The 12,859-nt window shown below is 51.8% G+C and carries 10 protein-coding genes and 2 pseudogenes; 8 read left to right on the forward strand and 4 right to left on the reverse strand.

From position 1 onward, the window contains the following. The first annotated feature begins 813 nt into the window (after positions 1 to 813). From J4D97_RS16410 to J4D97_RS16430, 4 genes and pseudogenes are all read left to right on the forward strand, one after another. Positions 814 to 1,374, forward strand: a complete 561-nt coding sequence (locus J4D97_RS16410) for a hypothetical protein (protein ID WP_208308512.1) — start codon at positions 814 to 816, stop codon at positions 1,372 to 1,374. Between the two features lie 86 nt (positions 1,375 to 1,460). Then, a pseudogene (locus J4D97_RS16420) lies at positions 1,461 to 1,944 on the forward strand (recombinase family protein). Between the two features lie 26 nt (positions 1,945 to 1,970). After that, positions 1,971 to 2,909 (forward strand): hypothetical protein, encoded by a 939-nt coding sequence (locus J4D97_RS16425; protein WP_208308515.1) that lies wholly within the window; start codon positions 1,971 to 1,973, stop codon positions 2,907 to 2,909. A gap of 243 nt (positions 2,910 to 3,152) precedes the next feature. After that, positions 3,153 to 3,371, forward strand: coding sequence for a hypothetical protein (locus tag J4D97_RS16430; protein WP_208308516.1), 219 nt, complete (start codon positions 3,153 to 3,155; stop codon positions 3,369 to 3,371). A 51-nt stretch (positions 3,372 to 3,422) separates the two neighbouring features. On the opposite strand, the gene J4D97_RS16435 is transcribed toward J4D97_RS16430, so the two are convergent. Next, complete coding sequence (locus tag J4D97_RS16435; RefSeq protein WP_208308517.1) at positions 3,423 to 4,694, reverse strand: tyrosine-type recombinase/integrase; 1,272 nt, start codon at positions 4,692 to 4,694, stop codon at positions 3,423 to 3,425. Positions 4,695 to 5,036: 342 nt separating this feature from the next. On the opposite strand from J4D97_RS16435, the gene J4D97_RS16440 reads away from it, so the two are divergent. The 4 genes from J4D97_RS16440 to J4D97_RS16455 all read left to right on the forward strand — a co-directional run bounded on the left by J4D97_RS16440 (position 5,037) and on the right by J4D97_RS16455 (position 9,108). Further along, positions 5,037 to 6,104: a PDDEXK nuclease domain-containing protein gene (locus J4D97_RS16440; protein WP_208308518.1), complete on the forward strand. Its 1,068-nt coding sequence runs from the start codon at positions 5,037 to 5,039 to the stop codon at positions 6,102 to 6,104. A gap of 669 nt (positions 6,105 to 6,773) precedes the next feature. Continuing rightward, complete coding sequence (locus J4D97_RS16445; RefSeq protein ID WP_208308519.1) at positions 6,774 to 7,034, forward strand: hypothetical protein; 261 nt, start codon at positions 6,774 to 6,776, stop codon at positions 7,032 to 7,034. A gap of 778 nt (positions 7,035 to 7,812) precedes the next feature. Continuing rightward, positions 7,813 to 8,109 carry a hypothetical protein gene (locus J4D97_RS16450; protein ID WP_208308520.1) on the forward strand — a complete coding sequence of 99 codons (297 nt, stop codon included), beginning with the start codon at positions 7,813 to 7,815 and terminating at the stop codon, positions 8,107 to 8,109. A 72-nt stretch (positions 8,110 to 8,181) separates the two neighbouring features. Next, the gene (locus J4D97_RS16455; protein ID WP_187320690.1) at positions 8,182 to 9,108 is read left to right on the forward strand and encodes a YitT family protein; all 927 of its coding nucleotides are present in this window, start codon (positions 8,182 to 8,184) and stop codon (positions 9,106 to 9,108) included. Between the two features lie 211 nt (positions 9,109 to 9,319). Here J4D97_RS16455 and J4D97_RS16460 read toward each other — a convergent pair whose 3' ends face one another. From J4D97_RS16460 to J4D97_RS24010, 3 genes and pseudogenes are all read right to left on the reverse strand, one after another. After that, positions 9,320 to 11,578 carry a T9SS type A sorting domain-containing protein gene (locus J4D97_RS16460; protein WP_208308521.1) on the reverse strand — a complete coding sequence of 753 codons (2,259 nt, stop codon included), beginning with the start codon at positions 11,576 to 11,578 and terminating at the stop codon, positions 9,320 to 9,322. A 470-nt stretch (positions 11,579 to 12,048) separates the two neighbouring features. Further along, positions 12,049 to 12,330 carry a LytTR family transcriptional regulator DNA-binding domain-containing protein gene (locus J4D97_RS16465; RefSeq protein ID WP_208308522.1) on the reverse strand — a complete coding sequence of 94 codons (282 nt, stop codon included), beginning with the start codon at positions 12,328 to 12,330 and terminating at the stop codon, positions 12,049 to 12,051. Between the two features lie 115 nt (positions 12,331 to 12,445). Beyond that, positions 12,446 to 12,679: pseudogene (locus J4D97_RS24010) on the reverse strand (LytR/AlgR family response regulator transcription factor); the annotation flags it as partial. Positions 12,680 to 12,859 lie beyond the last annotated feature (180 nt).

Consider the following 12,859-nt stretch of genomic DNA (forward strand, 5'->3'; position numbering starts at 1 on the left):
GCCCGCCTACCGTCTGGCGCGCGACGGATTAGCGGCAGTCGGGTACGACCAGCGTTAGGAAAAGTCGACCGTGGGGCAGTGGGGAAGAAGGAGAGGCGCCTTGGACACCTTCTGATTCACCGTTTGGAAAATGTCCAACCACCTACCGTAGTCCTGGTAGAACCCGTTGCCCAGACGCGTAACTGCAGTCTGTAACCCTAAGTGAGTTATTCATTTAGTTCAGGGATGGTAATCTTACTCATTTGCTCTGGGACGAAGAGTCCGCTCACAGGTGATCAACCAACCAGCGGGTGTGGTCGGTATGCGTGACGAAGTCTTGTCGCATCTGGGACAAAGCAGACTCGCGAAAATCTGTACTGTGGGCCTCACCGGCAGGGGTGATAGCATAGGCTGGTACTTGGCTATAGTCTACCTAAACCAGATACCCGTTGGTCAGCAGCTGTTGTCTAATTTCGCTCCAGTGCAGCCAGCCAAAATGACGTTCCAAATACCGCATGATCCCGTAGTCGTTGGCATCGCACAGGCTGTGTCCAATGAGTAGGAGTACAATAACAGGTTCGTGAGCTTTTACCAAATTGTAGCTCATACTGTGTCTTGTTTTCAAGTAAGAAGGATAGAACAAACTAGCAGTAAGGATCGATAACTCTCACCTAAAACCATCCAAGAACCGATGTAAAAAACGACATTAAAAAACCGTGTTTTCGGGGGCGTTTTTTACTACCCTTTTTGGAGGCCAAAGATGCTCCAAAAGCCACCCCATTTCTGGAGGGGTTTCAGTAGCTTTATAGCATACAATAAATCAGCTATTGCTACATGGACAATCCAATAATCAATAACCCCGCTTTTTGGCTTTCGGTTATACAGCTAGTGATATACGGAGTGGTAACCGCAATACAGGGCAGCCATATTTCTAAACTCAAGGCAGAACTGGAGCTTCAAAAGGATGTAGCTAGTCAGATGAAGGCATTTATCGATGTTTTTCAGATTTCCCGCCTAGAAGAATATGTACAGGTTATTCAAAGAACTGCTGATATAAGGATTTCTCAGCTTCAGACAGAGCTAGATCGATATAGGGAGAAAGACCCATCAGTTACTTCAGCACCTATTTTAGAAAGTATACCAATGGGTACAGAAGATGATATCGAAAAAGTAAGAGCTAAAGTTCAGGACTACGTTAATGGATCTATGAGGCAAAGTGTCACCTCCAATAAAACATTCTTTAGACATATAGAAATATTAAGGTTTGCAGCACTTAGCGCCTTTGAATCCCTTGTTTACCAACACGGAGTTAGCACTTTTAATAGTGGAGTAAGTCGGGCAATAGGGCTTTGGGCAGCAGATAACAAGCATATCATTCTAAAATCTGAAGAATGAGAGTAGCCATCTACGCCCGGGTATCGACCAAAGACAAGGGCCAGCATACCGACAACTAGCTGCGCGACCTACGCCGTTATGCTGAAGTGCGCGAGTGGAGTATTCAGAAGGAGTATGTCGAGGAGGAGTCAGGCGGCACCGGCAACCGGGCCGAGTTCAGGCAGCTGTTTGAAGATGCCCACCGCCGTCGCTTCGATATGGTGCTGTTCTGGAGCCTCGACCGCTTCAGCCGCGAAGGTGCGCCAATACCTGAATGAACTGGAGTCATTCGGGGTAGGCTATAAATCCTACACCGAACAGTACATGGATTCGACTGGCATTTTTAAGGATGCCATTATCTCGGTGCTAGCCACGATTGCCAAGCAGGAGCGGGTTCGCCTCAGTGAGCGAACAAAGTCCGGTATGGCCCGGGCCAGAGAGAAAGGCAAGGTGATTGGGGCGCCAGCCAAGGATGCACAGATAGTAGAGCAGGTGCGCCGACTTAAGGCAACCGGTATTTCAAACCAAGCTATTGCGCGGGCTATGCAGATTTCGCCGAGCACAGTTGCCAAGTATGTAATGCCTTGTTAATTATTAAAACAAATTGATTTTACAACATGGAAAAGAACGCTATACAAGATTTGTTAAACGAGGCTGAGATTACATCTAAGAAAATATATACGACTGCGATTGTGTTTCTTGGCCTTGGGTTGCTTATAGCAGGTGGTGGAGTTCTATATTTTTATTTCTCCAACGATGCTTTATTTTTAGATAGAGCTTTTTATGAAGATAATATTAATGTTTTACAGGCAGATAAAAACAATTTAACAAAGAATAATAAATTGTTAGCAACTGCGTATGATAAAAAATTAAAAATGGATTCTATTGATGCAAAAATTATAAATTCACTTGCAAAACTTAATAAAGAGACAATTGCATCGTATGCTGAGTTATATAATTCAATCGTAAAATCTTCTGCTGCTGCAAAAGATGGCCAACAGCAGCTGGATTATATTTTCACAAAGCTAGAAAAGCATAGACCTTTATTTGAAAGGTATAATAAAGCTTACGGCGTTGCAATGGGGCCGGTTGACAAGTCTAATGAACTGCTTGAAGAAAAAAGTGATATTATCAGAGCATATCGTACTAGTGTAAATGCTCCTGATAAGCCTCTGAAATTGACAAATGTTTATGATAAGCCAGAACTTGTATTTTCTCCTAAGTTGGTTTATGGATTTTTTTCAAGATTAGGAGGATTGGTGTTTATAGAATTGATAGCATTCTTTATACTGAAACAGTACAGAATCAATATGAATGATTTCAAATATTATGATTCAATTGTACGACAGGCTAGAACTAATTTATATTTAATAAGCAAAGTAGATGCTATTGAAGATAATAAAGACAAGGTAGATATACTTGGGAAGCTATTCTCTAATGCTTCTTTCGATCAAAAACAATTTTCGCATAATGATTCAGATTCTGTAGTTAGTTCCAATGATATTGATTCATTGAAAAAGCTATTTGACTCTATCAAGGAATTGATTAAGAAATAGAGGTTATATACTTTTTTTCTGTCCTTCGCGTGCAGATACATAGTGTGGAAGTTTGGTGGGTCAACTTCAACGATTCACTACTTCACAACTACGAAAGGGATTCTGTTGCTCGCCCTGGGTAACCTATTGTGCTGCGACCATGCTATAGTAGCGGCACCTGTCGAGAGACCGGAACGGCCCCTACCAATATTCATTGGCCTTGAGAGGGCTTACTACAATGACCTCATCTCCACGGTCAAATTCGTGAATGACCGTACGCCCATTATTGGTGCTGGTGACCTATCGCCCCGCGCCCTGGGCACTACGTTAGGCATCACTGATAGCATCCTGCCAAAGTTTCACCGCACTCGTCGCGCTATTCGCCGCTACCACGTGCGCAGCTGGATGATTCGGCACAACCGCTACTTCAGCGGCCGAGTAATCGTTCGAGTGCCGTATGATCTACAGCTACCTATCGCGTAGTATCTGCTACAAAAAAGGGCCCGGCTGCAAATGCAACCGGGCCCTTTTTCTTTATCCCACTTTCATCAGCGGTATATCATCCAGTGCATCGAGCATCTTGATAGCATCCCGTTTCATATCGTTATCGACGTGCACGTATTTCATCGTGGTGGCTATCTTCTCATGGTCCATTAGCTTCTGAAGCACTTCGACCTTTCCGCCCCGCCGAATAAACTCGGTAGCAAAAGTCTCGCGGCCCACGTGGTGATGCAGGCGTGTTTCAACGCCCACATGCTGGGCAATAATTTTCAGCGCCCGGTTTGAGTATTGGTCGGTGTAGTGGTAGAAGCCCGGCATGCCTTCCTCTTGCTCAGCATCCTCCAGATAGCTCAGTGCCTTCTTGGTGAGCGGCAGCATCATTTCGCGCAGCTTCTTATCGTAGGTCTTATAAATGCGGAAGTGTAGTTCCTGGCCTTCCAGCCGGGCGTGGCGCAGTCCTTTCAAGTCACTCAGCCGCAAGCTGGAGCAGCAGCTAAAGAGAAACTTTGCCAGGATGCGGCGCTGCGGCGTGCGGGGCGCGCATTGCTGGTAGTAGGCATCCAGTAGCAGCTGCTCACCGGGCTTTAGCGGTTTCCACTGCCCTGGTGCCGAGTCCTGGTAGGGGTCTTCAAACTTGATGCGGTCCTTGCGGGCTAGACTGAGGTAGGCTTTCACGTCCTTATGCCGCCCCCAAATCGTATTCACTGACTTGATACGCTTGCGCAGGAAGGCATCGAAGTCATCGGCAAACTTGGCGTGCAGGCCAAAGAAGGGTAGCGTGGGGCGAAACTCCTTCAGCGCGTTCAGCGAGCTGGTGTGATTCTTCTTCGTGATTTCGCTGATGCCGTCGCGGTGGCCTTTGCCCTTGCGGTAGCGCTCGGCAATCTTGCGCTCCATGTAGACAATGAAGTCCTTCTTGCTGCCCTCAGTATTATAGGCGTAGAGAAACCCTTCGCTGGTAACAGGCTGGCCACTGAGCCGAAAATCTACGAATACATCGTTGGCCTTGCTCAGTGCTTTGCCAATAATCAGATTATAGTCAGCCGCTTTCTTCTCCAAGGCCTCAGCTGTGCCTCCAGCCCACGCCGTGGCCGTGCGCAGAGCCGCATCGTAGCCTTCCGGCCGTGCCCGCTTCGGTACACTGGCCAGGCAGCGCCCATCCTTCTCGTCGAACAATTCCGGAAACCACCCGATGCCAAGGCCGAGAGGGTGGGGCTTGCGGTGAATAACGGCCAGTAGAAGAATCTGGCAGGTGCCGTCCGTACGAGCGGGGCGGCGTAGCTTGATAGAGGCTGAATAACTCATGATAAAAACGCGTGCTAAGCGTTTGCTAAGCGATGAAAACAGAAAAGGCCAGAAAACGGCCTTTCCAGTAAGCTGGAAAGGCCGTTTTCTGGCCAATAGGTGCTGATTTAACAGCTAAAAGTACCCAGAGCCGGGGTCGAACCGGCACTTATTGATGCGACAACTTATTTCCACAAGATACGAAACATGAGGAATAGCACTTGATACGGCCTATTCTACTGGCCTGCCGGGTGCCTTCAATCGGACCGTGCAGACTCGAATGGTTTTGGATCGGCTGGCGCATCGCGGTGCACGTCCCAGGGATCGTGTATGTTTGGGATCCTATTCTTTTCCTTCTTGTTCATGACCTCTCCCCTAGCGCCCGATTATCAACAACTGTTGCTGGACATGACGGCACGTGTGCGCCAGGCTCAGTATCAAGCGCTACGTCTCGTCAATCGGCAGCAGTTGGAGCTCTACTGGGAGCTCGGCCGCCTCATCGTCGAGCGACAGCAACAGTATGGCTGGGGCAAGCAGGTAGTTGAAACGCTGGCTCGGGACCTGCAGCGGGAGTTAGCGGGTCTGCGTGGCTTTTCGGCGACGAATCTCTGGCGCATGCGCAGCTTTTACTTGGCTTACCCGCAGCCGGAGGAAAAACTCGCACAGGCTGTGCGAGAATTGGGGTGGGGACACAACATCACGCTGCTCGAACAGTGTGCCGACCCCGCGGAACGCTTGTTCTATGCTGTCCAAGCGCGGCGCCATAGCTGGAGCCGACACGTGCTGAGTCACCAGATCAGCACCCGGGCGTACCAGAAGACGCTGCAGGCCCAGCACAACTTTGCGACAACCTTGCCCCCAGAGCAGCTACCTACTGCTACGTTGGCCATCAAAGACGAGTATACGTTTGATTTTCTAGCTCTCACGGAAGAGTACTCAGAATATGAACTGGAGCAGCAGTTGCTCAGTAACGTACGTCGCTTTTTGCAGGAGATGGGGGGGGACTTCACCTTTGTCGGCAATCAGTATCGGCTGGAGCTGGAAGGCAACGAGTATTTCATTGATCTGCTTTTCTACCATCGGGGCTTGCAATGCTTAGTGGCCTTGGAACTTAAGATAACGGAGTTCCGACCCGAGTACGCAGGCAAGATGAACTTCTATCTGTCGCTACTCAACGAACAGGTACGCAAACCGCATGAGCAGCCCAGTATCGGCATCATCATCTGTCGCAGCAAGCAGCGCACGATTGTGGAGTTTGCCTTACGTGATGTGAGTAAACCCATTGGTGTGGCCACGTACACGCTCACCGATACGCTGCCCACCGAGTTGCGCCCTTTTTTTCCGAGCAACGAAGAACTGGTCCGCCGTCTGGATGCGGTGACAGCGGCCTTACAGGCTCCTGCCAAGATAGATCCGACCGAAAAAAGCTAGGAAGGATATGGTAACATCACCATCCCTCTGATGTGGCTAGTGATGTGGGTCCTTTTCGACAGCTATAGATCATGACGCCGCGGTGGCGCAGATACTAAAACGTGGGAACAGAAGGGATCGGCAGAAAATCTATGTAAGCAGGCATCTCAAAATAGGGAGGTATCTTGAAAAGACGTTTGGTTTAGCTCAATAAGTTAGGTTCAATAACCTGACAACCGTTTTGTTTTTGGACTGTCTTCCTGAGCCTTCTTTGAAGCCTTTCTGTGTTACGAAAGCCTACATTGTGCAATAAATCAATAAGTTGTGAATTTCTGGGCCTTTCTCGGAGTCGCTTACCGTAATTTTACGCCCTCGCTGCTATTAAGTAGTCCAATACTCTTCGAAACGGACAACAAAATTGCAGGATCAACCGATAGAGAACTTTTTGTTTCTACTACAGTTCTTTTTGAAGTAGTTGCATTCCGCTAACCGCTAATACGGGTATCAGCTACCCCGGATTAGTGCGTACGCCTCGTATCCATTCCAGCCCTTTTGAAACGACTCGCCCTTACCATTTATCTTCTGCTTCCTGTAGGGCTACTACTGGGATGGTTAGGGTTGATTGGGCCTGTTGTTTCTACAAGCAGTCAACCCGCTGTCGTACACCAGGATCATCCTGCCCATCATGGCGTGATTCGTCCTTATCAGCAGAAAGGTAAGACGCTTGCACTGGATGAGCAAGAACGCGTGTGCAAGGACTCCATGGTACTGGCCCCGCGCGTGATAGTACTCCTGAGTGACCACCTGTGGGCTACGCTTGCAGGCCCGAACGAGCTACAGCGTTTTTGTTTGTATCCGGCCTTACCCGTGTTGGACAATGCCCTGCTGGCGGTACCAACCCGTACGTGCCACCGGCTACTACGCGCCATCTTGCAGCCTAATGCTCCTTAAATATGCCTAGCACCGGACACGACAGCTGCGTAACGAGTAGAGGCTGTCTGTAGGCTCGCAGCCCTCGTTCGCCTTATTTCTGCACTGCATATAAGCTGCTGCTTCAATCATATTCGGCAACGTCCCACTCCCGGCTACCCATGGTGCCGTACTTTTTAGGCGGTGGCTCTAGCTGTGTGCATAGCACGAATGGCTGCTCGTAGCCGAAATGCTATCCTGTCGTTTCATCTCTACTCTGCCGCATTGTCGCGAATGGCAACGTACGAAGCTGGCCTGTTCTATCGGCGTACAGGTGAGTCTTTTGCTTGCGCAAACCCATGTCCCCCCACTAGCACGACGTAGCACGAATACTTAGTGCGCGTAACACCACCACAAACCCAGTTGCGACGAAGCAACTCGCGGCTTTACAAGGGGGCGTGATAGTACTGTAGACACTCTACGCAGTGCCGTACTGGCTCCTGTACCCCTTCACAACAATTGCCGATACCCTCTCTCGGTAATTGTCTGCCTTCTTATGTCAGCAGTGCAACTGCTGGCTTGCGGCTGCGGTAGATTCTAACAGTACCCTGCTCTTAGCGGCTACTCTCCCCTATTACCGGGGAACTGCTGCTTACCCTTCAACCAATTCGCTCCAGTACCTGCCTCGACGGCTTGGTAGTGCTGTCCTTGCGCGATAAATGGGCTTCGACACGAAGTCGATGCATTAGTGACGCGCTGCTTTGGCGCACAGGCAATCCATGCCGCGGCAGGACCGGATTTCACCCTCATTCTGTTTTATATGGAAACGTTGTTCGGCCTGATCGTCCTGCTGAGCCTTACTCTCTTACTCACTGGGCTCATCAGCCCGCGGACCAGCATGTTCTGGGCCCCGCAACTGGCCACTCGCTGGACTTCTACCTTGCTCTACAGTGCCCTCGCGATGGGCGCCTTCTTAATATTCGGTTTACTGGTCGAAGTAAATAATCTGCGCAGGGAGTCGGCACAACTGGCTAGCCCAAGCCACGGTGCAGCGGTAGAACCCTTCTTCTCCAGCAGTAACCAACAGGACACACTTAACCTGCACACGGCAGACTAGCAATGACCGATTTCGCTTACGCAGGAATGGTCATCCCACTCGTCTTTACCCCCACAAGTCATTCTTTTGCTCATGTCTCAACATTCCACCACTCCTCCCCTAACGGGCGTCTCCACTCCTGCGCCTGCGCCATCTCCTACAAGTATTTTCACCCGCCTGAAAAGCCTGGGATTCATCCTACTGGGCATACTCTCCGCGGGGATGGGACTCAAGGGTTTTCTGCTCTCAAGTCACTTCATTGATGGAGGCGCCACGGGTATCTCCATGCTTTTATCGGCGGGGCTCGGCCTGCCACTTTCCTGGGGACTATTGCTCATTAATTTGCCCTTTTTGCTGCTGGGCTACCGGCAAATGGGGCTGCGCTTCGCCCTGAAAAGCGCCGCCGCTATTGCTGGCCTAGCGCTCTGCCTCGTCGTCATCCCCTACCCCGACCTCACCCCCGATTTGTTGCTTACATCCGTATTCGGGGGCGTTTTTATTGGGGCCGGTATTGGTTTAGCCATGCGAGGCGGGGCCGTCTTGGATGGCACAGAGATTTTGGCGCTACTTATTAACCGCAGTACCCCGCTACTGAAAGTAAGTGATATTATTTTGGTGGTGAACGTATTTATCTTCGGAGTAGCAGCCTTCATACTGGGGTTAACAGAAGCCCTGTACTCCATTTTAACCTACGTTGCCGCCTCCAAAACCCTGGACTTTATCCTGACCGGGATTGAGCAATATACGGGCGTCACAATCATCTCGGAAAACAATGAAGCCATTCGGGAGACGATTACCGCCCACCTGGGGCGAGGGGTTACCATTTACAAGGGGCAGAGTGGCTACGGAAAGCGGGGGCAACAGCGCGAGGAACGCAACATTATTTTCACGGTCGTGACGCGGTTGGAATTACCGGGCCTGCGGGAGGAAGTGAAACGACTAGACCCCCACGCGTTTATCGTGCAGCATAGTGTCGATGATGCCGTGGGCGGTATGTTGAAAAGACGCCCCCTCCACTAATATTCCGAGGCCGACGGTAACGCTTTTGATGCGGCAGATACGCAATAGAATGATTGGTGTTTTTCCGTCTGAGTGTTTGGCTGCTGCGCTACACAGCCCTAGGTAGAAAGTGGCCATGCTTTCGGTGGTATCCCGTGCTGTTTTACTGCGGCACGGGGTACCACGTCATCCCGAAGAAGCCTGCGCGCGCAGAAGGTGCGCGAAGGTGTTATTACTCTTTTATAAATTTATACACGCTGCCTTTTCCGGCCACGCGAAGCAAATAGACGCCGGGGTTCAGGTTTTTTACATTCAGCACCGGCTGGGTGGGGCCAACGCGCGTCGTGCGGACCCGCACTTTGCCCGTCAGATCGTAGATGGTCACTTCCGCCGTTTTCACTAGTCCGGTAATCGTCAATTCATTCGTGGCCGGATTGGGATAGAGCGCCATTTCTCCTGGTCTTCCTACTCCCTTCGGCTGCGTCTTTAAGGGCGTACTGCCTGGATCAATGGCGAGGCCGTTTACCTCCCGAATCAGTTGAAAAAGGTGGTCGGGCCGCACCACCACATAATCCGTGGTGAGGGAGGCGGCCACATTTTTGAAATTGGTAGGTTTCACATCAGTCCAGGGCTGCGCCTGGATGATGACGAAGCGCGGCGCGTTGCCATCCCACCCGGCCGAGGCCGTGGCAATATGGTCTTGCATGGCTTGCTCATTCGTGCAGTAGTTGCAGGCAAGGGCCATACCGGGCAACCGCTGCTGGTAGATGGTCAGGCCGCCGCCCGTGTTTTGGGCGGTCAACCCCAGCAAAGAGGGGGCTTGCTCGGCGAAGCTCTGGCCCACATTCTCGTTGATGCCGCCGCTGATGGTGTTCCACACCGTGACCACCCGGAAACCCGCTCGCCGATTATAGTCTTCGGTTTTTGCCACGAACTGGTTCAAGGAAGTTTGATTGGGAAAGCTGTTCGGGTAGGCGTACCCGTAGCCCGAAGGGCCCGAAATCAGGTTGTCGTTGGCCGTTGCGGTTTGCCAGTAGTAATTTAGGGCGCCCGGCATGGCATCCAGCATGGCCGGGGAGAGCGTCCAGCCCATCGGCACCGCTCCCCGGTCAGGATTGTTCCAGAGCTTGCGCATCAGGTGCTCCACGTATTGCAGGTTGTCGCCGTCACTCAGGATGAAGGCCACGTAGATCTTGTTTTGCAGGGCAGGTTTCGGCGGGATGGGCTGCAGAGTTACCTTCCGGGGCATTCCGCTATGCATCGTCAGATTGGTGGCGTAGTCGCTGGCGATGGTGGCGATGCCGTAGCGAGAGGCGCGCTCCACGCCGGGTTGTTCCTCTGGCCACCACCCCATCACGTTCGAGCCAGCCGGCATGGAGGCTAGAAAGCTATCGAGGAGTTCACTTTCCCCAGCCATTTTTGGATCCAGCCAGATTACGGCGGCCCCAAGCGCCGTGGCGTACTCCCGCAGGGAAGCTTTGTGAGCCTCCGGACTCAACCCAATCAGCAGCCGATGGTCAAGTTTCGGCCAATATGTACTGTAGATAGTCTGATACACTTGCAGTTTGCTGCTAAACTGGCCGCGCAAATCCAGCAAGACCGGCAAATTGTAGGGCGCAGCCGTAAGCCGAGATACCAAGTCTGGCGAGGCAATCAGGGCCTTTTTATCGTTGGCCAACAACGTTGCCAGATTCACGGTGTGAATTTGAGCCGGATCGTAGACGATCAGCCCATTTACCTCGCTCCGATACTTCGTAATCAGGTCCCACTTATCCGCAGGTTCCGACCAACTTAACCCCAACGACTCCAGCCAGGTGTAAGGGCCTTCCGCGAAGGCGTCGCCTTCGTAAGAGAAGATGCGCGGCTGTTTCTTATTGACGATGCCTTTCAGCGACGCAAACAAATACAGTTCGGCAGCCGATTGATTTTGCTGCAGGCCAACCCAGTCCACTTTTGTATAGGAAGTGCCGCGCCAAAACACGCGCAATTCCAACGACTGATTAGCCACCGGCAGTGTAAACGGCAGCGTAAAGGTGGTGTAGTCGGAGGCGACCGGGAATTGCCGCCGGGTGAGCGTGCGCGCGGCCAGCGTTTGTCCCGTGGTGGCATTGCGCACATCAAGGTCTACAATTGAATCGTTGTTGGCGGTATTGTTATCAACCTTCAAGCGAAACTCGGCTACCTGGGCCCCAGCCGGCACAGTGGTGACATAGGGGCCGTAGACCATGTGCCGGTTAGGCTCGTCAATGCCCGTCTGGCACAGCCACCCATCGCTTTCCAGGCGTCCCGTACCATGTCCAAGCGACGAGCCTTCGGCTTCCCAACGGGAAGTAACTTCGCGTAAATAGATAAGATCCTGCGTTTGGGCGGGTGCCGGAAAGGAAGGAAGCAGCTGACCAGCCGGCCATTTTACTTGGGCCTTTGTAGGAACGATAAGCAACTGGAGTAGGCACAAAAGCACCATACTCTGGATTCTGAATGAAGGAAGCATAAGCGTAAGGTTAGGTTGATAATGGATTGTCTTTTAGTGGGTTGCCAGCTACACCGCAGTGTAGCCGAATATAGAAAATAGGGTGTTAAGTTTACTAGGTTAATGCCGCGTAACAGCTTGCTAAACAGTTTTAGCACTTCTTTTTAGAACGCGTTCAAATCGCCAATATTCATCTGTCAACTATCAATAAGTCAATTATTTACAGGATAAATGCGTGCTGTACTGCCAAGCAGCGTAGGAGAATATAGTCCCGAGTTTGGCGCTTAAAACGCAATAATTTTGAACAATATGATGGTGGTCGAAGCTATATACTCCGTCATTTGTTGCGCCACTAACGAACAGAGAGTTGAGGTGGTCGGATACCTATGACATAATGGGTCCTGTTTCTCCTAAAACTCCCTCCTTACGCGTTACCACCGTGTGTACCAGTAGCCGTAGTTTTGCCCCTTTTCTGCTGTCCGGCTGGGCACTCATATCCGGTACCGCTCGACGGCTTCCTGGAAGCTTTTGCTGTAGGGGCCACTGATGGACAGCTGCCGCTCGCCGATTTGCACGTTGTCTTTGTGGGTTATGCCAATGGCGTCCAGGGCCACGATGCAGGAATGGTGGATGTTGGCGGGGAGCTGCTGCAAGGTTTTGAGCAGCTGCAACGTCACGATTTTGCGCTGCCGGGTGTACAACGTCACGTAGTCGCGCAGGCCCTCCACATACAGCACATCGGCCCACCACACCTTGCGCAGCTGTTGCGCCATCGTTGACGAACAGATAGGCCGGCTCGTCGGACTTCAGTGTCGTCGACGGCGGGGCGGTTAGGCCCGCTACCGGGGCGCGCTCCTGCCGGGCGTAGGCTTTGTGGATGGCCCGCAAAAACCGGTCGAATGTGATAGGCTTGAGTAGGTAATCCACCATATCCAGGTCGTAGCTCTCCAGCGCGTACTCGGAGTAGGCCGTAGTCAGGGTGACCATGGGTTTGCGGGGCAGCAGGCGCAGCAACGTCAGGCCCATTATTGCGGGCATCTGCACATCCAACAATAGCAGGTACACCGATTGGCGGCGCAGCCCGGAGTACGACCTGTTGCCGTGGCTCGCGAGCCGGGGCATGCCAATGATGGCCTACAGCCCGATCGAATAAGGACGGCTGCTCCAAAACGCTCGGCTTCAAGAAATCGCGGCGGGCTTAGGCGCGACGCCGGCGCAGGTGGCTCTGGCCTGAGTTCTGCGGCAGGAGCAGGTGCTGGCCATCCCCAAAGCAGGCAGCGTCGCCCATGTGCAGGAAAACCG

Origin of the sequence: Hymenobacter defluvii (assembly GCF_017589435.1) — a bacterium.
Taxonomy (GTDB): domain Bacteria; phylum Bacteroidota; class Bacteroidia; order Cytophagales; family Hymenobacteraceae; genus Hymenobacter; species Hymenobacter profundi.